Raw genomic sequence first — 21059 nt, 5'->3', positions numbered from 1 at the left:
GGGGCGGCGGCGGGTTCGCGATCGTCCAGGCGCGCCCGATCACGGGTCTCAAGCCGCAGGTCGAGGAGTGGAACGACAGCCTCAAAGGCGACTACTTATGGACCGCGGGCAACTTCGGGGAGGCCATTCCCGACGTCATGACCCCCATCACCTGGTCGTTCGTGCGCCTGTTCATCCACGAGGCCATGTCCGCCTCCGCCATGCCCGGCTTCGACATGGTGGGCAACATCGGCGGCCGCTTCTACATGAACCTCAGCCCCATGTACTCCGTAGCCTCGGCCCTCGGCGTGAAGAGCGTGCTCGGCGCGCTCGAGATGGTCTTCGGCAAGGTCCCGCCCGGTCTCGATGTGCCGAAGGTGAAGGTCTTCCGCTGGGAGATCATCAAGCATGCCGTGCCCACGGCGATCCGCGTCCGTCGCCGGGCCCGTACGAACCTGAAGGGCATGCGCGCGTTCCTGGCCGCCTCCCGGGGGCGGTGCGAGGAACTACGTACGCGCGTCGCCGCCACGGGCTCGGCCGCGGAGCTGGCCGACCTGTACGAACGCGAGATCGAGCCGCACCTGATCACCGCTTCCCGCATGCTGGAGGCCGCCGGCCGCCAGGGCGGCGCCACTCTCCTCTGGACCCGCGACCGGCTCCGCAAGATGATGGGCGAGGTCGATGCCGAGGCCATGCTCACCGGCGTGAACTCCGGCGGCGAGCTGGCCAGCCTGGGCCCGGTGATGGGCCTGACCAGGCTGGCCCGCGGGGAGATCACCAGGGAGGAGTTCGCCCGCACGTACGGGCATCGCGGTCCCCACGAGTTCGAGGTGTCGATCCCGCGGCCCGGCGAGGACCATGGCTGGATCGACGCCCAGCTCGCCGGCCTGCGTGACCTGACGGCGGGCGCGGAGGCGCTGCTCGCCCGGCAGGAGGAGGCGCGCGACGCGGCTTGGGCGCGCTTCGCCGAACGCTACCCGGGCAAGGAGGTCGCCATGCGCGAGCGGGTGCGGCGCTGGAACGACGCCGTGCGCGACCGCGAGGCGACGCGCTCGGAGACCATACGGGCGTTCTGGGTGCTGCGGGCGTTCGCCGTGCGTGCGGGGGAGCTGACCGGCCAGGGGGACGACGTGTTCTTCCTCCACCTGGACGAGCTGCTGGCCCTGCTGCGCGGTGACGCGGCCGGGCTGGACCGGGTGCCGGTGCGGCGGGCGACCTACGAGCAGTACGCCGCGCTGCCGCCGTACCCGGCCCTGATCGTCGGCCGGTTCGACCCGGTGCGCTGGGCCGCCGACCCCGACCGCCGGGCCGACCTGTACGACGCCCGCGGCGACACGCCTCCGGTGAGCGACACCGTAACCGGCTTCCCCGGCGCCCCCGGCGTGGTGGAGGCCACCGTACGCGTGATCGCCGGTCCGGAGGACGGCGACCGGCTCCAGCCGGGCGAGATCCTCGTCACGACGTTGACGAACGTGGGCTGGACCCCGATGTTCCCGCGCGCCGCCGCCGTCGTGACCGACATGGGCGCCCCACTGTCACACGCCTCGATCGTGGCCCGTGAGCTGGGCATCCCCGCCGTGGTCGGCACCGGCAACGCCACCATGCGCCTGCATGACGGCGACCGCGTGCGGGTGGATGGGGAGCGGGGCACGGTCGAGGTGCTGACCTGAGACGACCCCGATGAACCGGCGGGCATGCTGCGCGCCATGGGGCGGCCGGTGGCGGGGCGGATCGTCACAGAAGAGGTGCGCGACCGCCTGCTCGGCGTCGCCGACGTGGACCCCGATCTGGTCGCCGGGGCCGGCGTCACCGCCCCAAGGCTCCGGCGACCACCGACGAGGCACCTGAGGTCACGGCGGGCCTGGGAGCGTGATGACGCGGGGGACGGGGCGGCCCTACGCTGCTCGCATGGACAGACGGGTGATCGACGGCCGCTTCGAGTTGATGGAGCGGCTCGGCGGCGGGGGCATGGGCCTGGTGTGGCGGGCCTGGGACGTGGCCCTGCACCGTGAGGTCGCGCTCAAGGAGGTACGCCCTCCGGACCCGTCCATGGACGAGCACGACCCGGCCGGTGCCCGCGAACTCCGCGCCAGGGTGCTCCGGGAGGCCCGCGCTCTGGCCCGGCTGAACCATCCGCACGTCGCCACCATCCACCACATCGTCGACCCGGGCGAACAGGGCTACCCGTGGATCGTCATGGAGCTGGTCTCGGGTGGCTCGCTCCAGGACCGCATCCAGCGCGGTCCCATGCCGCCGCACGAGGTGGCGCGCCTCGGCCGTGAGGTCCTGTCCGCGCTGCGGGCCGCGCACGCCGTCGGCATCCAGCACCGTGACGTCAAACCCGCCAACGTCCTGTTACACGAGGACGGCCGCTCGGTGCTCACCGACTTCGGTATCGCGGCCGTGCGCGAGTCCACGAGCCTGACGGCCACGGGGGCGTTCATCGGCTCGCCCGAGTACATGGCGCCCGAGCGCATCAACGGCATCGAGGGGGACCCGGCCTCCGACCTCTGGTCGCTCGGCATGATGCTGTACGTGGCGGTGGAGGGCCGGCACCCGTTGCGCAGGAGCACCGCGCTGGCCACGCTCGCCGCCGTGCTCAACCAGGACGTGCCGCCGCCGGAGCACGCCGGAGCGCTCGCCCCCGTGCTGAGCGCCCTGCTCAGACGCGACCCGGCGGCCCGCCCCGACGTCGAGACCCTAGACCGCATGCTGGCCTCGGCCGCCGACCCAGGCTCGGGCCCTTCCTCGTTCCCGGCCGCCGATCCGGGTGCAGGTCCTTCCCCGGTCTGGGCTCCGTCGTCGGGCGCGGGTTCCTCCCCGTTCCCGGCTCCGTCGCCGGGCTCGGCTCCGTCGTCGGGCTCGGCTCCGTTCCAGGCCGGGGCCGCGTCGCCGATCTCGGGGTCGGCCTCCGTCCCAGGGCCGGCCTCCGTTCCAGGGTCGCCCTCGATGCCCGCCGCGCTGGGGCCCGCGCCGCTGGGACCCGCGCCGCTGGGCGCCGGCCATACACCGCCGCCCATGGCCGGGCACACCGTGCCGCCGGTGCCCGGGTCCACCATGCCGCCCGGGTACCGGCCCGGGGCTCCGCAGCCGTCCCCCTGGAGCGCGGCCCCGATCAAGGAGGGAGCGCGCACCGGGCAGCGGCGCCGCGCACCCGTGGCCCGTACCGCGGCGATCGTGGTGTCGGCGGCGGTGGCCGTCACGGTGACCGGCGTGCTCGTATGGCGGCTGCTCCCCACCCAGACCAGGGAGGTCGCCGAGGACATCCCCTCGGCGGGCTTCACCCCGGCGATGACCACGGAACCCGAGTCGCCGAGCGCCACCACGCGCGCCACGCCGGGCAACCTGCACACCCCGGCGGGAATGCGCGCCATGATCGCCAAGATCAAGCCCGCCATCGGCGACACCAAGGTCGTCAAGCTGACGGTGTACCCGACCTACGCCTCCATCGAGGCGCCGGTCAAGCGGGACAAGGCGATCTACGACAGGTACGACTACCGCGACGGCCGGGTCATCCGCTCCGGCATCGGCGGCAAGGTGGACACGCCGGTCGTGGACCTGGACCAGTACAACTGGGACGCCCTCCCCGCGCTGCTCAAGAAGGCCGAGAAGGACCTCGGCGTCCCCAGGCCGACCCTGCGGTACGTGATCGCGGACCCCGACTACGCGTTCGCCAGCCCGCACCAGGTGCTGCTCGTCTACGTGTCCGACGGCTACCGCACGGGCTACCTGGTCGCCGACCTCAAGGGCAGGGTCGTCAGGACGTATCCGAGCGACTAGCGCGCCCCCGACGGGGCGGCCTGCTCCTCGGCGACGCGCCATCTCCATGCGCACCAGGTGATGTACGACGTGCAGGCGATCTCGATCACGCTGAAGAACGCGTAGTACGTCGTCGGGGTCCCCACCACGAGGGTCGCCGACTGCACGACGGTCATGAGCGTTCCGGCGGCCAGGTTGAGCAGCCGGCCGGTGCGCTGCCTGGCCAGCCTGGACACGACGACCATGGCAATGGGGATCTCCATGAGGACGGCCGAGCCCAGCAGGAACCCCGAACTGATGTCCAGCCCCCCGACGTGTCCGGTCAGATACTGCTTCAGCAATCCGGAGTCCATCAACCCCACGATGTCGCAGTACAGATAGTTGCAGAGCGCGAAAATCCATAACGTCGAGAGCCTTGCCCCCATGATTCCTCCTGCGATCGTCGGCTCTGCTCGACGGTAGGCGTGGAGGTGGGGCGAAGGGCACCCGCCGTGGAGCGAATCAGGCTTCGCGGGCGAGCGATCCGTCCGTCGCTCCTCCGGGGGAGCGGCAGCGGCCCGATCCCTCGCCGGAGGGATCGCCGATCGGGCGGCCGGACGATGACGCCGTCGTCGCCGCCGGGAGACAATGCGAGGCGTGGCTCTCCTCCAGGATCCGACCTCCCGTCGCGCCGCTCCGCGGCAGGCGTACCCGGCCACCTACCTCCTGCTCGGGTCCGTTTTCGGCGCCCTGTGGTTCACGGTCGTCGGCGGGATGTACGTGGCCGGACTGGCCGGGCAGATGGTGCTGATCAGCGTTCCCAACGTGCTGTGGGCTCAGCTCCTGCTGCGGCCGATCGGGCGCTGGGAGCGGTTCCTGCTGGCCTCGCTCCTGGGCCAGGAGGTGACGGCGCCGGCGCCGGTCCGGTACAGGCGCTCGGCGGCATCCCGGTGGTCGGGCGTGGTCAACGCGGTACGCCGCGCCTTCGCGGTCTTCCATGACGGACCCAGCTGGCGGGTGCTGGCCTGGATCCTGGTCCGCTCGGTCACCGGGCCGCTCGGTCTCCTTCTCGTGGCGCTTCCCGTTCTGCTCCTGCTGGCGCCGTTGGCCGTGATGGTCGTCGGAGTGCCGATCGACTTCGCCGGCGAGCACTGGCTGCTGCTGTGCCCGGCCGGTCTGGTCCTGCTCCCCGCGCTCCGCAGGGCGACCTGGGCCCTGGCCGCCTGGCACGGGAGGCTCGCGGTGTGGGCGCTCGGCCCCGGCCGCGACGAGATCATGGCGGCGGCGCTCGCCCGTGCCGCCCAGGCGGAAGAGCAGGTTCGCATCGATCAGGAGCTGCATGACAGCATCGGCCACATGCTGTCCATGATCGTCGTGCAGGCGGGCGCCGGCACGCACGTGTTCGACAAGGACCCCGACTTCGCCCGCCGCGCGCTCGGCATCATCGAGCAGCGCGGACGCGCCGCCCTCGGCGAACTCGACCGCATCATCACCGACCTGCGAGGCGACCATCCGATCGACCGGGGCGGCGCGCGGGGATACGCGCCACCGCCCGACGGCGAGAGCGTGCTGACCCTCATCGCCGACGCCCGGGAAGCGGGCATGGAGATCGAGGTGCGGATCGCGGCCGGCGAGCTGCCCGCCGCGCTCGGCCGGGGCGTCTACCGCATCGTGCAGGAGTCGCTGACGAACGCCGCCAAGCACGCCCCGGGATGTGCCGTCAACGTCGACATCGCCGGGGAGGGCGAGGCCGTGGCCGTATCCGTCACGAACGCGTTGCCCCGCACCGGGCCGGCGCCGGGCAGGGGCACCGGCCGCGGGCTGGCATCCATCAAGGACCGGGCGACACTCCTGGGCGGTGAGGCCACCGTGGGCAGCATGGAAGAGGACGAATTCGCGGTGCGCGCTGTGCTCCCCCTGTCCATCCGGCTTCCCGAGGGCACGACCACCCGGTGTGCCCTGAGCCGGGGGTGCGCGTGCCTGGGATGCACGATCCGTCGCGGGGCGTTCGGATGAGGATCGCCATCGTCGACGACGACCCCCTCGTCCGGGTGGGGCTGCGCGCGATCCTCTCCTCGGAGAACGACTGGGAGGTCATCGCCGAGGCCGACGACGGCCACGCTGCGGTCGGACTGGCGCGCGGATCGGACCCGCCGGACCTGATCCTGATGGACATCCGCATGCCGGGCATGGACGGCCTGGAGGCGACCCGGCGCATCACGGCCCGCGACGGCGCCCCCCGAGTCCTGGTGCTCACCACGTTCGAGGTGGACGAATACGTCTTCGAGGCCATGCGCGCCGGCGCCGGCGGGTTCGTGCTCAAGCGGATCCCGCCCAAGGAGCTCATCGAGGCCGTGCGCGTCGTGGCGTCCGGTGAGTCGCTGCTCTTCCCCGCCTCCACGCGCAGGCTGATCGAACGATTCGCCGCACGGTCCAGCCGGCCGCTCCCCGAGCTCTCCCAGCGGGAGCAGGACGTTCTTCGCCTCCTCGCGCGCGGCATGTCCAACTCCGAGATCGCCGGTGAGCTCTCCGTGACCATCGAGACCGTCAAATCCCACGTGGCCGCGGTCCTCATGAAGCTCGGCGTCCGCGACCGCACCCAGGCCGTGATCGCCGCCTACGAGACAGGATTCGTCGTCCCCGGCTCACCCTGACCGGTCTGGAAGGGCACTGCCTGCCCAGAACGCTGAAGCCGGCCGTCAGCAGCTGTCCTGGTAGCCGCTCTCCGGGATGAGCCGGGTCCACTCCGCCCGGCTCAGCGCCCCGCCTGCCTTGGCGCACACCTCCACCGCCGCCAGCGCGGGATCGACCGGGCTCTCGCGTACGGTGCCGTCGAGCGCCACGCCGCGCAGCCGCTTGCCGTCCTGCGTGAAGGCCGGGATCGCGGCCCACGAGCCCGCCTGGCCGACCTCGCGCATCGTGCCCATGTCCCAGAGCGAGGTACGGGCGGCGTCGACGGCCAGCAGGTCGCCGTCGGGGGAGAAGCGGAGCTCGTCCACCGGCGCCGTGCCTGTCTCGATCGTGCCCCGCGCCTCCTGGTCGCGTACGTCCCAGAGCAGCACCCGGCCGCCCTCCAGCCCGAACGCCAGCGTCCGCCCGTCGGGGGAGAAGGCGAGCGCGGTCGGGGCGGCCGGGGCGTCATCGGCGTCATCGGCGTCAAGAGCCTGGACGGCCCCGCGGGACCCGGTGAGGTCGAGCGGGGCCACCTCGCCGGTGCGCAGGTCGAGGAGCTTGGCCCCAGCGGCCAGCGTCGAGCCGTCGGGACTGAAGGCCAGCGCCAAGTCGCCCGCGCCCTCATACGCCTTGATACGCCGCCCCGCGCGCACGTCCCACGTCTCCAGGGTCTTGCCACGCGCGGTGGCCAGCGTGTCGCCGGTGGGGGAGAGCGCGACGGCGGTCACGTCGCCGCCCACGTCGATGGCGGCCACCTGCCTGCCGCCGGTCACCTCCCACACGGTCACCGGGTCGCCCGCGACGGCGAGCAGCCGGCCGTCCGCGTCGAAGGCCAGGTCTCCGGCGGCGGCGATCCGCCCGAGCGTCCTGCGCTCGACGGCGTCGGTGAGCTCGATGGAGTCGCCGACCTCCTTGGCGGCGACCCGCCCGTTGCCGGAGAAGGCGGCGGTGCGGCCGTCCTCCGAGGGGATCGGCAGCCCCGAGACGTCGAGGGAGACGACGGATCCGGTGCCGCTCAGGTAGCGCAGCGAGCGCCCGTCGCCGGAGAAGGCCAGGCCGCGCTCGGGGTTGCGGAGCGGGTAGATGCCCGCGAGGCGGCGCTCGGCCACGTTCCAGACCCGTACCTCTCCTTCGCCCGGCAGGGCCAGCAGGCGGCCGTCGGGGCTGAAGGCGGGCGGGTCGGCGGAGGTGCGGCCCAGGGCGTCGGTGCCGACCACCTCCACGCCGCGCAGGACGCGGGCCGTGGTGCTGTCGTGGCCCGCGTAACCGGCGTCCTGCCTGTCCGAGTTCAGCACCTGGGGGCGGCCGGTGGGTGTCGGCGTGACGGCAGGCTCACGCCCGGCGAAGGCCGATGGGCCCGGTGACGCCGATGAGCTCGGTGACGCCGATGGGCTCGGTGACGCTGAGGGGTTCGGTGACGTCGAGGGGTTCGGTGACGTCGAGGGGTTCGGTGACGTCGAGGGGTTCGGTGACGTCGAGGGGTTCGGTGACGCCGGTGGGTTCGATGACGCCGCGCCCGTCGGCACGCGTCCCGGCGGCGCCGTGTCCGCCGGCCCGGGACGGTCGGTGGCGAGCGTCTCCCCGCGGGCGGTCCCCTTCTGCCTCGCCGTCACGAGCGTCACCCCGTCGCGCCCGGCCACCGCCAGCGTGGCGCCGTCCGGGCTGAACGCCAGGGCGGGCGCCGCCGCGTCCGCGCCGGTGAGCGGCTGGACCTCGACCGCGCCCGTCCGGGTCCGCCCGCCGAGCTCCCACAGCTCGACCCGCCCGGTCAGGCCGGAGAAGGCCGCCTCGCTCCCGTCCGGGGAGAGCGCCACCTGGCGGTCGGTGACGTCGAACAGCAGTCGCCCGCCCCGGTAGACCCTGGTCCGGTTGCCCTGGGTGATCGCATATGCGGCCGTCGCGGCGGGCGGGCGGCCGGTGGCCGCCTCGAAGGGCCTGCCGTCGGTCCCGACCGCGTACTTCCCGTCGTCGCTCAGCATGCTCCCCGCGGGCAGCGGGTACGACGCGAGCCGCCGCCCCCCGGTCACGTCCCAGACGGTGACCGCTCCCGTGCCCCACTTGACCAGCTCGTCCCCGCGCAGCAGGTAACGTGCCCGCACGTCGGCGGCCGGGTCGGTGAACGTCCCCAACTCCGGCTGCATGAGAGAGGCCTGCAGGGCGGCCCGCGCCTCGAACACCGGTGACAGCCTCCAGGCGGCCACGCTCAGCCGCATCGCCGTGCGCGGGTCGGACGACCGCAGCGCCTCCGCCCTGGCGGCCACGGCCCGCGCGTTGGCCTCGACGAGCTGCGCGCGCAGCTGGTTCTGCCCGTGTACGGACACCGCCGCCAGCGTCACCGCGACGGCGAGCACCGCGGCGAGCGTCGCCAGCGCGGGCGCGAGGAGCTTCCTGCGCTGCTTGGACAGGGCCACGCTGTCGTTGACGAAGTCGCGTTCGAGCTGGTTGAGGCGGAGATGGCGGCGCTTGGTCGCGGCCCAGGCGAGGGCGGTGTCGAGCGACTCGCCGCGGAGCAGGCGGCTCCTGCCGCGCCGGTGCTCGGACCAGCTTCTGGCGGCCTCCCGGATCAGCCGGTGGGCCTGCAGGCTCTCGCGCTCGTCCGCGACCCAGTCGCGCAGCCGGGGCCAGGCCCGGTAGAGCGCGGCGCTGGCGGGGGCCACCCGGCTGTCGCTGACGGCCACCAGCTTGCCCACGGCGGTCTCGGTCGGCGGCACGCGTACGCTGCGGCGTACCAGGAGGCCCGCCTCCATGAGCGGGCCGAGCACGTCGCCCTCGTCGTGCGGGGTGTCGCCGTCGAACAGACGCAGCAGCAGCCCCGGCACCTCCGCCTGCTGCCGCGGCGTGAGCGCCTGGTAGGCCGCCTCGGCCACCTCGCCCAGCGAGGGCGGCCCCGCATGCCCCTCCGGCGGCCGCACCTCCGCCGCACCCCCGACACGCAGCTCCCGCGCCGCCGGCCGGTCGGCGGGATCCTTGGCCAGGGCGCGCCCGACCGGCTCGCGCAGCGGCTCGGGCAGCACGTCCAGGTCCGGATCGGCGGTCAGCAGCCGGTGCATGACCCCGCCCAGGCTCTCCCCGCTGAACGGGTCGCGCCCGGTGGCCGCGAACACCACCACCGCCCCCCACGCGAACACGTCGGCCGCCGCCCCGGCCTCCTTCCCGGTCAGGACCTCGGGCGCCGTGTACGTGTACGTCCCGCCGGCGGGCACGCCCAGCTCGATCACCTTGGGACCGCCGGCGGCGAGCAGCACGCTCTCCGGATTGAGCCCCCGATGCGTCAGCCCCGCCTCGTGCAGCGCCTCCAGCGCCGACGCCAGCGCCCCGGCCAGCGCGACCAGCTCGTCGCCCGCGTAGGGCCCGTGCAGCTCCACCGCCCGCCGCAGGTCGGGTCCGTCCACGTACTCGCTCACCACGTACGGCACGCCCTCGTCGGCGCCGACGGCGACCACCTCGGCCAGACAGGGGCAGCTCACCCGCTCGAACCGGCGCCCGATCTGGCCTTCCCGCGAGCCGCGCGGCACCGTGACCGCGAAGCGCCGCCCCTCGTCGTCGTAAGCGTCGTAGACCACGCCGCGACCGCCCGCGCCGAGCCGGGCCGCCAGCCAGAAGCCGCCGAGCCTCTCGGGGTCACCGGGCACCAAGCGCATCGTCACTGATGCTTAGATGCACGACGCCGCACTTTGGTTGTCCCCGAAACATCGCAGTTCACCGGACGCCACAGGTCCCCCGCGCGCCTCGGGGGACCCATGCGTCATGATCATTATGCCAAACTCAGCCGGAGCCGGGGACCGGCAGGCCCATTTCCCGCAGTGCCGCGTCGCGCACCTCCTCGGGGCGCATGGCGCCGACGTCGCACCTCAGGTCCGCCACCTCGCGGAAGTACGGTCCGCGGCGGGCCCGCATGGCGGCCGGGCCGAAGGCGGGGCGGTGGTCGCTCGACTTCATCCGCTGGGCCAGCACCTCGTCGTCGGCGTCCACCCAGAGCACGAAAGCCTGCTTCATCGCCTCGCGCACCCGCGGGTCCTCGACTGTGCTGGCGGCCGCCGCGATGACCGCGGGCTCCCCGGCCAGCTCGTGCAGCAGGTGGTCGGCCTCGTACCGGTGCAGAGTCTCCGCGCCGTCGCGGGCGGCGATCTGCGCGGCGGTGCCGCCGTACCGCGCCTTGAGCCACGGATCGCTGTCACTGAACGGCAATCCCAGAGCCTCCGCGATCAGGCGGCCGGCTGTCGACTTGCCCGAGCCCATCAGCCCGACCACCACGACTGGTTTGTTTTTCGACATGTGGATAGAGGTTCCTTCGTGTCAAGGAGGTAAATCTGATGACCATCGCCGGAAGCATCATCCTCATCATGCTCGGTGCGATCCTCACCTGGGCCGTCGAGTTCGACCTCGCCGGTCTCGACATCAACGTCGTGGGGGTCATCCTCATGCTCGGCGGTCTCGCGGGACTCCTGTTCGGCATCTACAGGATCAGCGTGACCCGTAGGGCGGTCGGGGCGATCGACGAGCCCGTGCACCGCCACGACGTCTACGAGGAGCCTGAAGCCCGCAGGACCACCGTGTACGAGGAACGCCGCCACTACAACGAACCGCCGCTGTAGGAGGTGAATCGACATGCCAGCCGTCGAAGAGCTGCCGTCGACCATCAAACGTTCGCCGAAGAAGGCCCAGAGCACGTGGATCAAGGCGCACGACAACGCCGTGAAGGAGTACGGCGAGGGTCGTCGCGCCCACATGACCGCGTTCGCCGCGCTGAAGCACTCGTTCGAGAAGGTCGGCGACCACTGGGAGCCGAAGGAGAAGAAGGGCCCCTCCGACAAGGGCGCGACCGACCGGTCAGGCCGGACGGACGAGGGCGTCAACGCCAACGCCAGCAAGGAGCACCTGCAGAAGGTGGCTGCCCAGCTCGATGTCCCCGGCCGGTCGAAGATGACCAAGCAGGAGCTGGTGAACGCCATCAAGAAGGCCAACCGGAGGGCCACGGCGAAGGCCCGCTGACCGGGGGCCTCGCACACTCGGAGGGCCGATGGCGCGGACGCCGTCGGCCCTCTTCCATGTCCCCGAAGCTCTCCTGACAGGTCACAGTCACAGCAGCCGCTTGACCGCCTCGACGATCGCGTGGCGGTCGATGCGCGCGAGGGCGAGCTGCTCCTCGGGGGTCGCGGACCCGGGCAGGCCGGTCACGGCCAGCTTCACCACCCGCGGTCCCAGCTCGCTCACCGCGTCCATCACCGCGTCGCCGAGGCCGCCCTCCAGCCGGTGGTCCTCCACCGTGATCAGGGTGCCCGTGGTGGTGGCCGCCTCGACCAGCGCCGACGTGTCGACCGGCTTGACCGAGTACAGGTCGATCACCCCCACGGGGATCCCGGCCTCGCGCAGCTCGTCGGCCGCCGCCAGCGCCTCGTGCACGGTCACGCCCGCGGCCACGATCGTGGCCCGGTCGTTGTGCGAGTGGCGCAGGGGCCGTGACCCGCCCACGGGGAAGCGCTCGCCGGGCGGGTAGATCACCGGCGTGTTCCCGCGTGTCGTGCGCAGGTAGGACACGCCTTCGAGGTCGGCCATCTCGACGGTCAGCGCCGCCGCCTGGTTGGCGTCGCACGGATACAGCACGGTGCTGCCATAGACGGCCCGCATCATCGCCAGGTCCTCGAGGCCCATCTGGGAGGGCCCGTCCTCGCCGATCGACACACCCGCGTGCGAGCCGACCAGCCGGATCGAGGCCCTGCTCACGCCGGCCATCCTGATGAAGTCGTACGCCCTGGTCAGGAAGGCCGCGAACGTGGCCGCGTACGGCCGCCACCCGCGCACCTGCAGACCCACGGCGGCGGCCACGAGCTCCTGCTCGGCGATGTACATCTCGAAGAACCGCTCGGGGAACTCCTTGCCGAACGCCTCCGTCTTGGTCGAGTCCGCCACCTCGCCGTCCAGCACGACGACGTCCTCCCGCGCCGCGCCGAGCGCCGCGAGCGCCTCCCCGAACGCCGTCCGCGTGGCCACCTTGTCGCCCATCTCGTACGTGGGCAGGCTCATCGGCCGGGTCTCGAACCGGTACGGCGCCGGGGCGTCGTCGGGCTTGTGCACCTCCACCCGCACGTTCCTGGGACCGCCCAGCTCCTCGATGGCCTTGTCCGGGTCCTTGAGCGGCTTGCCGTGCGCCCCTTCGCGGTTCTCGACCTCCAGGACCCCTTCGCCCTTGCGCGTCTTGGCCAGGATCACGGTCGGCCGCCTGCGCGTGTTGCGGGCGTCGCTCAGGGCGAAGTCGATCTGCCCGGGATCGTGCCCGTCGATCTCGATCGTGTGCCAGCCGAACGCCCCGAACCTGCGCGCGTACGCCCCGGTGTCCCACCCGTGCCGGGTGGGCCCCCGCTGCCCGAGCCGGTTCACGTCCACGATCACGGTCAGGTTGGCCAGCCCCTCGCAGCCCGCGTGCTCGGCCGCCTCCCAGATCGACCCCTCGGCCAGCTCGCTGTCCCCGCAGAGCACCCACACCCGGTACGGCAACCGTTCCAGCCGCCCGGCCATGGCCACCCCGACACCCACCGCCAGGCCCTGCCCCAGCGAGCCCGTCGCGACGTCCACCCAGGGCAGGCGGGGCGTGGGATGACCTTCCAACCGGCTGGAGCGCTTCCTGAACGTCACCAGCTCCTGGTCGTCGATGGCTCCGGCCGCCTTGTAGAGCGAATAAAGAAGGGGCGACGCGTGCCCCTTCGAGAAGATCAAGTGATCGTTGGCCGGATTGTCCGGGTGGTCGAAGTCGTAGCGCAGGTGGCAGGCGAACAGCACGGCCATCAGATCGGCCGCCGACATGGACGAGGTCGGATGGCCGGACCCGGCCTCGGCGGCCGCCCGTACGGAGTCGACGCGGAGTTGCGCGGCCAACTCGGACAGGTATTGAAGATCGCGCTCGGGCATCATGACCTCCTCGGAAACGGTTTCCCGCCGCCTACCCCACCAAGCCCCCTTAACCCCGCAACGGCAGGATCGGTTGCCCCCGTTCGCCGGCGAATGAAGGCGCTCGGTGCCGGCGAACCGGGAGCGCCCAGATCATGGACTACGGCGGCGGAGTGCGGCGAGAGTGACGGCGGCGCCTCCAGCCAGGGCCAGGAGGACCGGGCCACGATGTTGTGACAGCCAGAGCTGGGGGCTGCGGGCATGGGAGCGCCTGTCGAACGAGCCGTGGGCGCCGTAGTCCTCGGTCTCGTCCGCCGGCTCCCAGAGGTTGGACACGCCGCTCGGCGGCTTCTCGTCCGTCTGCTGGGAGCGCGCGCCGGTCCTGGCCACGTACCGGTCCACCAGCGCCGGGGCCACGCGCTGCGCCAGGAGGGTGGCGGCCGTGCTGGCGCCCACCCAGTACTCCTTGCGCTCCGGGTGCTCGGCCGCGTACACGATGGCCCTGGCCGCCACCTCCGGCTGGTAGATCGGGGGCACCGGTTGGGGATGGCGGCGGAGCTTGGACAGCACCCAGTCGAACTGCGGCGTGTTGACCGCGGGCAGCTGCACCAGGCTGACGTGGATGTCGCTGCCGTCGGCCAGCAGCTCGGTGCGGAGCGACTCCGTGAAGCCCTTGATCGCGTGCTTCGCGCCGCAGTACGCCGACTGCAGCGGGATGCCGCGGTAGGACAGCGCCGAGCCGGTCTGGATGATCGCGCCCGTGCCGCGCGGGCGCATGAGGTCCAGGGCCACCTTCGTGCCCCAGACATAGCCCAGGTACGTCACGGCGGTGGTGCGGGCGTACTCGTCGGGGGTGATGTCACTGAATTTGGCGAAGACGGAGGAGAAGGCGGTGTTGATCCAGACGGAGATGGGTCCCATCTCGGCCTCGATGCGCTCCCCGGCCAGCCTCACCTGGTCGTAGTCCGCCATGTCGGCCTCGTATACCTTCCCCGTCCCTCCTTCCGCGCCCACGTCCACGGCGGCGGCGCCCAGCCCGGTCGTGCCCCGGGCGATGAGCGCCACCTTGGCTCCGCGCTGCCCCAGCAGGCGGACGACCGCGCGTCCGACCCCGCCGCTCGCGCCTGTCACCACTACGACCCGCCCTTGAAGTGGTGCCATGTCCAGATCAGCCCGCCTCTCCGTTCTGACGCAGTTTCTGGCGCCGTACGGCCAGAACGATGTCGACCACTGTGGCGATGCCCAGCACGATCGCGACCCCGGTCATGACGGGGGCGCGCGCGATGAGGCCGAGCACCGCGAACGCGAAAAGGAACACCAGCATGAACGAGCCGACCCTGATGTGCACCACGTCACGCGGTGTGGCCGGCACCATGGGATGACCCTTCGCGTCCCCTTCCTCGTGCCACTTTCCGTTATCAGGCAAGTCAGACATGCGGCTCACCTGCCCGTCCTGTTTGCCGCCTAACGTCGGGGGTAGCGGCCATCCGTGCCCGAGCTGCATCCCAGTGACCAGAGTGAGCCGGGGATCGCGCGGAAGCGCCGCGGGCGCGGCTTCAGCTATCTGGGTCCTGACGGGCGTCCGGTGCGCGACCGCGCCACACTGGACCGGATCAAGGCGCTCGCCGTCCCGCCGGCCTGGACCGACGTGTGGATCTGCCGGTCACCGCACGGCCATCTGCAGGCCGTGGGGACGGACGCGGCCGGGCGCAGGCAGTACCGCTACCACGACCTCTGGCGCGAGCAGCAGGACCAGGCCAAGTTCGACCGGGTGCTCGAGGTGGCCGAGCGGCTGCCGGCGTTCAGGAAGGCCGTGGACGACCAGCTCAAGGGACGCGGCCTGACGAGGGAGCGGGTGCTGGCCGCCGCCGCCCGCCTGCTCGACATCGGCTTCTTCCGCATCGGCGGCGAGAGTTACGACACCTACGGCCTCGCCACGCTCAAGATGGAGCACGTCACCTGCGCCAACGGCATCGTCACATGCAGATATCCGGCCAAGGGCGACATCCTGCGGGAGGTCGAGGTGGCCGACCCGGGGGCGTGCAAGGTGCTCAGGGCGCTCAAGGCGCTCGGCGCCGAGGGAGAGCTGCTGCGCTACCGGCACGCGGGCGGCTGGGCCGACATCAGGAGCGAGGACATCAACGACTACCTGAAGGACACCATCGGGTACGAGGTGACCGCCAAGGACTTCCGCACCTGGCACGCCACCGTCCTGGCCGCCGTGGGCCTGGCGGTGTCCAAGCCGGCCGGCCAGAAGAAGCGGGCGGTCGCCCGGGTCATGCGGGAGGTCTCCGAATACCTCGGCAACACCCCCACCGTGGCGAGGGCCTCCTACGTCGATCCCCGCGTGGTCGAGGCGTACGACCAGGACAGGACCATCGCGGCCGTGCTGACCGAGCTCGGCGCGGACGCCGACTTCGGGCAGCTGGCCACGGCAGGCACGGTGGAGCGGGCGGTCATCGACCTCATCCGTGCCGTTTGAGCTGTTTGTCCACGGGCATGCGGCGACAGAAGAAGGAGGCGAGTGATGGAAGCTCCGCAGTACGTCGCGGCCCGCGTCCAGCAGGCGCTGGCCGAGGACGGACGCACGCACGAGCTCGGAATCCGCGTCGACATACGAGGTGATCAACTGTTCCTGCGCGGCCAGGTGAGCGGCACGGGACAGCGCGAGCGGCTCGCCCAGGTGGCGCACGAAGCCGCGCCCGAGCTCCATCTGCACAATGAGATCAAGGTCGTGGAGGCCACTGAACCGGGGGAGGATGAGCGTCTTGACTGACCTGCGCATAGCAGCCGTCGGAGACATCCACCTGGGGGAGGACGACAGAGGACAGTTCCGCAAGAAGATGGGCGGCATCGAGGAACGCGCGGACGTGTTGATGGTGGCGGGAGACCTGACCAGGCACGGCACGCTCGAAGAGGGGCGCGTCGTCGCCGACGAGCTGCGCGGCCTGCCGATCCCCGTGGTCGCGGTGCTCGGCAACCACGACTACCACTCCGACCTGCAGTACGAGATCGCCGCCGAGCTACGCGACGCCGGCGTCGTGGTGCTGGACGATGACGGCGCCGTCATCCAGTGCGGCGACAGGAAGCTGGGCGTGGTCGGCGGAAAAGGATTCGGCGGAGGGTTCGCGGGCAAGTGCGCCAGCGAGTTCGGCGAGCGCGAGATCAAGAACTTCGTCGCCCACACCCGCTACATCGCCGAGTCGTGGAAGGTCGCGCTGAAGGAGATCGTGGCCGAGAAGCGCGTGGTGCTGTCGCACTATTCCCCCATCAAGGAGACGCTGGAAGGCGAGCCGCACGAGATCTACCCGTTCCTCGGCAGCTACCTGCTGGCGGAGGCGGTCGACACGGCGGGCGCCGACCTGATCCTGCACGGGCACGCCCACAAGGGCAGTGAGAAGGGCATGACGCCGGGCGGCATCAGGGTGCGTAATGTCGCGCTGCCGGTGCTCGGGCGGGCGTACGCGGTCTACTGCCTCGACTGCGAGAGCGGCTTCTAGAGGACCTTCGCCGCCAGCAGGCATATGTCGTCCTCGGCGTTCTCCCCGCCCAGCCGCTTGAGCAGGCATCCGATGATCTCCTCGGGGTCCTCCCCGGCGCAGTGGTGAGCGGCCTGGATCAGGGCCGCCAGGCCGGTCTCCAGGTCCTGCTCCCGCCGCTCGACGATCCCGTCGGTGTAGAGCAGCAGCACGTCGCCGGGCTCGAGCCTGGTGGTGGTCAGGCCGTACTCGGTCGCGTCGAACGCCCCCAGCATCGTCCCCGCGGCCCCCTGGATCAGCGCGGCGTGGTCGCTCCTGATCAGCACGGGCGGGGGGTGCCCCGCGTTGGTCCAGGCATAGGTGCGCGCGTCAGGGTCGAAGTGGCCGATGATCGCGGTGCCGGTCACGGTGACGCCCTCGCTGGAGTGCACGATGAGGTCGTTCAGCCAGGTGGTGAGCCGGCCCGCGTCGGCCCCCGTGTAGGCCAGCCCGCCGAGGCCGGAGCGCATCTGGAGCATGATGCTCGCCGCGGTCAGCCCGTGTCCCATGGCGTCGCCGATCGCGAGGAGCACGCGGCCGTCGGGCAGCAGGCGGGCCTTGAACCAGTCGCCGCCGAGCCGGGCGAGCTCCTCGCCCGGCAGGTAGCGCACGCCGACGGTCAGCCGGGGCAGGTGGATGCGCCCGCGGCGGATCGGCATGATCGTGTTCTGCAGCTGGACGGTGACCCGGTGCTCCTCCTCGGCCCGCTGGCGCTGCCAGTGGGCCTGCTCGTGCGCCACCGCCAGGGCCCGCTCCTTGCGGCGGTTCTTGGTCACGTCCTGTGCCAGGCAGCGCACCTTCACCGGCAGGCCGTCGGCGTCGAGGATCGGCTCGCCGTACACGCTGAGATGGCGCACCCCGTGCCGGTGCTGGATCCGGAAGCCGGTCTCGACGGCCTCCCTGAACTCCAGCAGGCAGTGCATCATGTCCTCGATGACCGGCAGGTCCTCGGGCACGACGGCGCCCGGCAGCTCCTCCAGCGACATCGGGCCGTCGGCGCGGTCGCGGCCGAACATCTCGTACATCTGGGGCGTCCAGAGCGTGCGCTCCGTGGCCAGGTTCCACTCGCCCCAGCCCAGCTCGGCCAGGCGCTGAGCGCGTTCCCAGCCGGAGACCAGGAGCTCCTCGTCGTCGAGGGCGCGCCAGGTCACCAGCAGCCCGTCGTTGACGCGCGAGGCGCGCACGCTCAGCGTGGCCGGCCAGAGCAGGAAGTCCACCACCTCCACGTACTCCAGGGGCTCCCGGAGCACCGACTCGCCGGTCTCGTAGACGGCGATGTAGTCGTCGAGCAGCCCGCAGCTGGCCACTCCCGGGGTGGCCGCCATGAGCCGGCGTCCGGCCAGCTCACCGGCGGACCGTCCCGGCACGGTCATGGCGTGGCGATTGGCCGCCAGGATGCGGAAGTCCACCACGCGGCCCAGAGAGTCTTTGATGGGCGTGAGGTAGAGGGCCGAGGCGTGGACGGCTTCCAGCATCCCGCGTACCGAGGCGGGCACGGCGAGCGCGAGTGTCTCCTCCTCCTGCGGGCGCTCGATGCCCTTGGCGACCTCGATGAGGTCGAGCCCGCTGTGCTGCGCCATACGGGCGAGCTGTGCGGCGGCCTCACCGGGGCGGATGTTCAGCTGCGTCGCGAGCCGGGCGGTCGCCTCGTCGAGTATGGCCTCGTTACGCATGCGATGCCGCAGCCGCGCGAGCTGTTCACGTACTCTCGCCGAGGCCGCGCCAGTTTCGAAGCGGCTGAACGGCGGATATTTGCTCACACGCTCCCCATGCCCTGGGGAGCGCGGAGCTTACACATTGAAGATACTCACCCCACCAGGGCCGACGAGGAATCCGAGGACGATCAGCACGATGCCCCACAGGAGGTCGCGCCGGGCCAGGATCACGTAGATCCCGGAGATGACGAGTATTACCGCGATGATCCAGAGCAAAGTAGCCATGGCACTGCTGCTGCCCTCAGGAAGAGTTACATAACATGTTTTTCCCCGACCCAAAGGGCAGGGAATTCACATGACGACCTTCGGCTATTTCCTGTCCTGCGAAGAACATGGTCCGCAAGAGCTGGTGAGGCAGGCCAAGGCCGCCGAGCGCGCCGGCTTCGAGGCGCTGTGGATCTCCGATCACTTCCACCCGTGGCTCGACGAGCAGGGGCAGGCCCCGTTCGTCTGGACCGTCATCGGCGCCGTGGCGGAGGCCACGTCCCTGCCGATCACCACGGCCGTCACGTGCCCGCTCGTACGCACCCACCCCGCGATCATCGCCCAGGCCACGGCCACCACGGCGGCGCTGACCGGCGGCCGGTTCCGGCTCGGCGTGGGCACCGGGGAGGCGCTCAACGAGCACATCCTGGACTCGCGCTGGCCCCCGGCGAGCGAGCGGCTGGAGATGCTGGAGGAGGCCGTCGGGCTGATCCGCGAGCTGTTCACCGGCAAGCTGGTCACGCACAGGGGCCGCCACTACAGCGTCGACAACGCCCGGCTCTACACGCTGCCCGACGAGCCCGCGCCCATCTACATGTCGGGGTTCGGGGAGAAGTCCATCGAGGTCGCCGGGCGCATCGCTGACGGGTACATCTCGACCGCGCCGGACGCCGACGCCGTGCGGGCGTTCCGCTCGGCGGGCGGCGAGGGCAAGCCGTCGCTCGGCGGGCTCAAGGTCTGCTACGCCAGCGACGAGTCGGCCGCCCGCAAGACCGTGCACCGCCTGTGGCCCACGCAGGGGATCAAGGGCGAGGCCTCGCAGCTGCTGCCGCTGCCGCGGCACTTCGAGCAGCTCGCGGAGTCGGTGACCGAGGAGGAGGCCGTGAACGGCAGCCCGGTCGGCCCCGACCCCGACGTCCACGCGCAGGCCATCAGGCAGTACGTGGACGCCGGTTTCGACGAGGTCTACGTCAGCCAGATCGGGCACGAGCAGGACGCGTTCTTCGAGTTCTACGAGCGCGAGGTCCTGCCGCGGGTCCGTTAGCGGGGCCCGTCAGAGGGGCCCGTCAGAGGGGGGTCTGTCACTCCGCGGACTTCATGAGCTTGGCGTAGGCGAGCTGCAGCCAGTCCGAGAGCGCCACCGCGGTCATCGTCGCGCCGACGAGCCGGGTCACCTTGGGAGAGAGCACGAGGCCGGCGGCGTACGCGGTGGCCACCCACTGGGCCAGGCAGAACGGGCAGGCCAGCAGCTCGCCCACCGCGCCCCGCGGCTCCTCGTTCACCTCGGCGGGCCCGCCCTCCCCCTCGTACCGGGTGAACGGCGCGCGGAGCGGGCTGGTGACGGGGTCCTTCGACAGCCGCCGCGACACCTTGTGCGTGCACGCCGCCATGAGCAGGAGGTCCATCACGCCGACGTGATCGGGCACCCGCCGTCCGGCCAGCATCGTCGCGGCCGCGGCGACCGCCACCGTGCCGCCGTACGCCCCGAGGATGCCGGCGTAGCCGCGGAGCGGGCGATGGTGCTTGCCCCCATAGTCCTGTTCGGTCTTCTCGAGGATTTCGGTCATAAGTCCTCGCGCTACCCTCACCGCCCCTCGTCCAACGTCTAGTTGACGATCGTTTGGGTAGCCCGAAAACATGACTAGCCACGGCCACGCGGTTACCGATGCCATTCTCGACACGCTCAAGCGTGCCAGTTCCGGTCTCAAGGATGCCGGAGTGAAGTTCGCGCTGGCCGGTGGGTGCGCCGCGTACGCGCGGGGCGCCGCGCCGTCGTTGCACGACGTGGACTTCGTGCTCACGGAGCATGACGTGCCGGCCGCGCTTGAAGCGCTGCGCGAGCTGGGTTTCCAGACGGCCAAGCCGCCGGAGGACTGGCTCGTCAAGGCGTACGACGAGGGGCGCCTGGTGGATCTGATCTTCCGGGTGTCCGACCTGGCGATCACCGACGAGTTGCTCGACCGTGCCGAGCCGCTCAAGGCCTCAGCGGTGATCGTGCCCGTACTGGAGGCCACCGATCTGGTGATCACCTGGCTGCTGCCGCTGTCGGAGCACGCCTGCGACTACGGGGCGCTGCTGGCCCAGGTGCGAGCGCTGCGCGAGCAGGTCGACTGGCCGCGCGTGGCGGCCGTGCTCCAGGACTCGCCGTACGCGATGACGTTCCTCACGCTCCTGGAACGGCTGGACGTGCTGGAGGGGCCGATCGAGCCGGTGGGCGACCCCAAGTGGCCGTGAGACCCCGGTGGCCGGGGGGGGCCGGGGGGGGGCCCGCGCCGACAGCGCCGAGGGAGGGGGGGCGGCCCGCAGAAAAAGTCAGGAGGGCGGGAGAGAGAAAAAGGTGGAGGGG

20 protein-coding genes are annotated in these 21059 nt (G+C 71.7%); 11 read left to right on the top strand and 9 right to left on the bottom strand.

All coding sequences use genetic code 11. The annotated features are described in order from the left end of the window. Together AB0H84_RS53000 and AB0H84_RS52995 are read left to right on the top strand one after the other, a co-directional pair. Positions 1–1649: PEP-utilizing enzyme (locus AB0H84_RS53000; protein ID WP_357622296.1), on the top strand; the 1649-nt coding region annotated here is incomplete at its 5' end. A 238-nt stretch (positions 1650–1887) separates the two neighbouring features. Further along, entirely contained in the window at positions 1888–3759 is a 1872-nt protein-coding gene (locus tag AB0H84_RS52995) for a protein kinase (protein ID WP_357622294.1), read from the top strand. Here AB0H84_RS52995 and AB0H84_RS52990 read toward each other — a convergent pair. After that, positions 3756–4163: a DUF6326 family protein gene (locus AB0H84_RS52990; protein ID WP_357622291.1), complete on the bottom strand. Its 408-nt coding sequence runs from the start codon at positions 4161–4163 to the stop codon at positions 3756–3758. The genes AB0H84_RS52995 and AB0H84_RS52990 overlap by 4 nt on opposite strands. A 211-nt stretch (positions 4164–4374) precedes the next feature. Between AB0H84_RS52990 and AB0H84_RS52985 the strand changes: the two genes are divergently transcribed. Both AB0H84_RS52985 and AB0H84_RS52980 read left to right on the top strand, forming a co-directional pair. Next, positions 4375–5733 carry a histidine kinase gene (locus AB0H84_RS52985; protein WP_357622288.1) on the top strand — a complete coding sequence of 453 codons (1359 nt, stop codon included), beginning with the start codon at positions 4375–4377 and terminating at the stop codon, positions 5731–5733. Next, positions 5730–6371 carry a response regulator transcription factor gene (locus AB0H84_RS52980; protein ID WP_357622286.1) on the top strand — a complete coding sequence of 214 codons (642 nt, stop codon included), beginning with the start codon at positions 5730–5732 and terminating at the stop codon, positions 6369–6371. The genes AB0H84_RS52985 and AB0H84_RS52980 overlap by 4 nt, the downstream gene beginning before the upstream one ends. A gap of 45 nt (positions 6372–6416) precedes the next feature. Here AB0H84_RS52980 and AB0H84_RS52975 read toward each other — a convergent pair whose 3' ends face one another. Together AB0H84_RS52975 and AB0H84_RS52970 are read right to left on the bottom strand one after the other, a co-directional pair. Beyond that, positions 6417–10031 carry a serine/threonine-protein kinase gene (locus tag AB0H84_RS52975; RefSeq protein WP_357622298.1) on the bottom strand — a complete coding sequence of 1205 codons (3615 nt, stop codon included), beginning with the start codon at positions 10029–10031 and terminating at the stop codon, positions 6417–6419. 124 nt (positions 10032–10155) lie between these two features. Beyond that, complete coding sequence (locus AB0H84_RS52970) at positions 10156–10665, bottom strand: shikimate kinase (protein ID WP_357622283.1); 510 nt, start codon at positions 10663–10665, stop codon at positions 10156–10158. A 38-nt stretch (positions 10666–10703) separates the two neighbouring features. Here AB0H84_RS52970 and AB0H84_RS52965 point away from each other — a divergent pair, with 38 nt between their 5' ends. Together AB0H84_RS52965 and AB0H84_RS52960 are read left to right on the top strand one after the other, a co-directional pair. Beyond that, on the top strand, positions 10704–10985 hold the full coding sequence (locus tag AB0H84_RS52965; RefSeq protein ID WP_357622280.1) for a hypothetical protein: 282 nt from the start codon (positions 10704–10706) through the stop codon (positions 10983–10985). Positions 10986–10998: 13 nt separating this feature from the next. Beyond that, a complete protein-coding gene (locus AB0H84_RS52960) occupies positions 10999–11382 on the top strand; it encodes a ChaB family protein (protein ID WP_357622278.1) in 384 nt (127 codons plus the stop codon). 87 nt (positions 11383–11469) lie between these two features. On the opposite strand, the gene AB0H84_RS52955 is transcribed toward AB0H84_RS52960, so the two are convergent. From AB0H84_RS52955 to AB0H84_RS52945, 3 genes are all read right to left on the bottom strand, one after another. Beyond that, positions 11470–13296 carry a transketolase gene (locus AB0H84_RS52955; protein ID WP_357622276.1) on the bottom strand — a complete coding sequence of 609 codons (1827 nt, stop codon included), beginning with the start codon at positions 13294–13296 and terminating at the stop codon, positions 11470–11472. Between the two features lie 132 nt (positions 13297–13428). Next, positions 13429–14436, bottom strand: a complete 1008-nt coding sequence (locus AB0H84_RS52950) for an SDR family oxidoreductase (RefSeq protein ID WP_357622273.1) — start codon at positions 14434–14436, stop codon at positions 13429–13431. 7 nt (positions 14437–14443) lie between these two features. Beyond that, positions 14444–14650: a hypothetical protein gene (locus AB0H84_RS52945; RefSeq protein ID WP_357622270.1), complete on the bottom strand. Its 207-nt coding sequence runs from the start codon at positions 14648–14650 to the stop codon at positions 14444–14446. A 114-nt stretch (positions 14651–14764) separates the two neighbouring features. Between AB0H84_RS52945 and AB0H84_RS52940 the strand changes: the two genes are divergently transcribed. Genes AB0H84_RS52940 through AB0H84_RS52930 form a run of 3 tightly spaced genes read left to right on the top strand, consistent with a single transcriptional unit; the run spans position 14765 to position 16775 of the window. Continuing rightward, entirely contained in the window at positions 14765–15757 is a 993-nt protein-coding gene (locus tag AB0H84_RS52940) for a DNA topoisomerase IB (RefSeq protein ID WP_357622268.1), read from the top strand. A gap of 45 nt (positions 15758–15802) precedes the next feature. Then, on the top strand, positions 15803–16051 hold the full coding sequence (locus AB0H84_RS52935) for a BON domain-containing protein (protein WP_357622265.1): 249 nt from the start codon (positions 15803–15805) through the stop codon (positions 16049–16051). Further along, complete coding sequence (locus tag AB0H84_RS52930; RefSeq protein ID WP_357622262.1) at positions 16035–16775, top strand: metallophosphoesterase; 741 nt, start codon at positions 16035–16037, stop codon at positions 16773–16775. Before AB0H84_RS52935 ends, AB0H84_RS52930 begins: the two co-directional genes overlap by 17 nt. On the opposite strand, the gene AB0H84_RS52925 is transcribed toward AB0H84_RS52930, so the two are convergent. Continuing rightward, a complete protein-coding gene (locus tag AB0H84_RS52925) occupies positions 16772–18553 on the bottom strand; it encodes a SpoIIE family protein phosphatase (protein ID WP_357622259.1) in 1782 nt (593 codons plus the stop codon). The two genes, AB0H84_RS52930 and AB0H84_RS52925, sit on opposite strands and share 4 nt — an antisense overlap. 30 nt (positions 18554–18583) lie before the next feature. Continuing rightward, positions 18584–18733, bottom strand: a complete 150-nt coding sequence (locus AB0H84_RS52920) for a GPGG-motif small membrane protein (protein WP_165959640.1) — start codon at positions 18731–18733, stop codon at positions 18584–18586. Between the two features lie 70 nt (positions 18734–18803). On the opposite strand from AB0H84_RS52920, the gene AB0H84_RS52915 reads away from it, so the two are divergent. Beyond that, entirely contained in the window at positions 18804–19757 is a 954-nt protein-coding gene (locus tag AB0H84_RS52915; RefSeq protein ID WP_357622257.1) for a TIGR03557 family F420-dependent LLM class oxidoreductase, read from the top strand. Positions 19758–19794: 37 nt separating this feature from the next. Here the strand turns inward: AB0H84_RS52915 and AB0H84_RS52910 are convergent, their stop codons facing one another. Further along, entirely contained in the window at positions 19795–20280 is a 486-nt protein-coding gene (locus AB0H84_RS52910) for a DUF1360 domain-containing protein (protein WP_357622254.1), read from the bottom strand. A 70-nt stretch (positions 20281–20350) separates the two neighbouring features. Here AB0H84_RS52910 and AB0H84_RS52905 point away from each other — a divergent pair, with 70 nt between their 5' ends. Beyond that, positions 20351–20947 carry a nucleotidyltransferase gene (locus AB0H84_RS52905; protein ID WP_357622251.1) on the top strand — a complete coding sequence of 199 codons (597 nt, stop codon included), beginning with the start codon at positions 20351–20353 and terminating at the stop codon, positions 20945–20947. Positions 20948–21059: the final 112 nt, after the last annotated feature.

This window comes from Nonomuraea sp. NPDC050786, from assembly GCF_040654115.1.
Classification (GTDB): Bacteria; Actinomycetota; Actinomycetes; order Streptosporangiales; family Streptosporangiaceae; genus Nonomuraea.
Note: the sequence above shows the minus strand (reverse complement) of the source record. Positions and strands in the feature narration are given on the sequence as shown.

What these genes read in the sequence shown, in the direction of transcription:
- AB0H84_RS52980 (WP_357622286.1), top strand. Translation starts at nt 5,730, where the DNA reads ATGAGGATCGCCATCGTCGACGACGACCCCCTCGTCCGGGTGGGGCTG.
- AB0H84_RS52910 (WP_357622254.1), bottom strand. Translation starts at nt 20,280, where the DNA reads ATGACCGAAATCCTCGAGAAGACCGAACAGGACTATGGGGGCAAGCAC.
- AB0H84_RS52905 (WP_357622251.1), top strand. Translation starts at nt 20,351, where the DNA reads ATGACTAGCCACGGCCACGCGGTTACCGATGCCATTCTCGACACGCTC.
- AB0H84_RS52945 (WP_357622270.1), bottom strand. Translation starts at nt 14,650, where the DNA reads ATGGTGCCGGCCACACCGCGTGACGTGGTGCACATCAGGGTCGGCTCG.
- AB0H84_RS52955 (WP_357622276.1), bottom strand. Translation starts at nt 13,296, where the DNA reads ATGCCCGAGCGCGATCTTCAATACCTGTCCGAGTTGGCCGCGCAACTC.
- AB0H84_RS52930 (WP_357622262.1), top strand. Translation starts at nt 16,035, where the DNA reads ATGAGCGTCTTGACTGACCTGCGCATAGCAGCCGTCGGAGACATCCAC.
- AB0H84_RS52920 (WP_165959640.1), bottom strand. Translation starts at nt 18,733, where the DNA reads ATGGCTACTTTGCTCTGGATCATCGCGGTAATACTCGTCATCTCCGGG.
- AB0H84_RS52935 (WP_357622265.1), top strand. Translation starts at nt 15,803, where the DNA reads ATGGAAGCTCCGCAGTACGTCGCGGCCCGCGTCCAGCAGGCGCTGGCC.
- AB0H84_RS52990 (WP_357622291.1), bottom strand. Translation starts at nt 4,163, where the DNA reads ATGGGGGCAAGGCTCTCGACGTTATGGATTTTCGCGCTCTGCAACTAT.
- AB0H84_RS52970 (WP_357622283.1), bottom strand. Translation starts at nt 10,665, where the DNA reads ATGTCGAAAAACAAACCAGTCGTGGTGGTCGGGCTGATGGGCTCGGGC.
- AB0H84_RS52995 (WP_357622294.1), top strand. Translation starts at nt 1,888, where the DNA reads ATGGACAGACGGGTGATCGACGGCCGCTTCGAGTTGATGGAGCGGCTC.
- AB0H84_RS52950 (WP_357622273.1), bottom strand. Translation starts at nt 14,436, where the DNA reads ATGGCACCACTTCAAGGGCGGGTCGTAGTGGTGACAGGCGCGAGCGGC.
- AB0H84_RS52965 (WP_357622280.1), top strand. Translation starts at nt 10,704, where the DNA reads ATGACCATCGCCGGAAGCATCATCCTCATCATGCTCGGTGCGATCCTC.
- AB0H84_RS52975 (WP_357622298.1), bottom strand. Translation starts at nt 10,031, where the DNA reads ATGCGCTTGGTGCCCGGTGACCCCGAGAGGCTCGGCGGCTTCTGGCTG.
- AB0H84_RS52915 (WP_357622257.1), top strand. Translation starts at nt 18,804, where the DNA reads ATGACGACCTTCGGCTATTTCCTGTCCTGCGAAGAACATGGTCCGCAA.
- AB0H84_RS52960 (WP_357622278.1), top strand. Translation starts at nt 10,999, where the DNA reads ATGCCAGCCGTCGAAGAGCTGCCGTCGACCATCAAACGTTCGCCGAAG.